1 protein-coding gene is annotated in these 387 nt (G+C 40.3%); it reads right to left on the bottom strand.

Translation table 11 applies throughout. The annotated features are described in order from the left end of the window. A partial coding sequence (locus tag C5L13_RS28575) for a winged helix-turn-helix domain-containing protein (protein WP_170117340.1) occupies positions 1-342 on the bottom strand: 342 nt, incomplete at its 3' end. Between the last annotated feature and the right edge of the window lie 45 nt (positions 343-387).

Below are 387 nucleotides of genomic sequence, written 5' to 3' on the forward strand. Positions count from 1 at the left end.
GTTTAATATATCATCATCGGCGTAGTCTTCATCTTCAGATATAAAGTGAAAAGCCGCTTGATTTTCCACCTTGTAACCCAAGCGTGGAATGGTTCTGATAAGCGTGTGTTCCGAATCGCTAATTTTCTGACGAATGGATTTAATTGTTTGATTTATCGTTGAATCTGAACAATAGGTTCCTTTCCAGATATTTTCTATAATTTCCGTTCGGGTAACCAGCTCGGGGGATCTGGCGACAAGCAGCGAAAGAATTTGATACTCCTTCCAACGCAGACGGAATTTCTCCCCGGCAGGAGTCAGAACATCGAGATTCCTAATCTTTATTCTTTTATCAAGATTCACTTTTAATTTCCTTAGCGTGCCTGTCCTGCACACTTTGTATAGAAA

Source organism: Neorhizobium alkalisoli (genome assembly GCF_002968635.1).
Classification (GTDB): domain Bacteria; phylum Pseudomonadota; class Alphaproteobacteria; order Rhizobiales; family Rhizobiaceae; genus Neorhizobium; species Neorhizobium alkalisoli.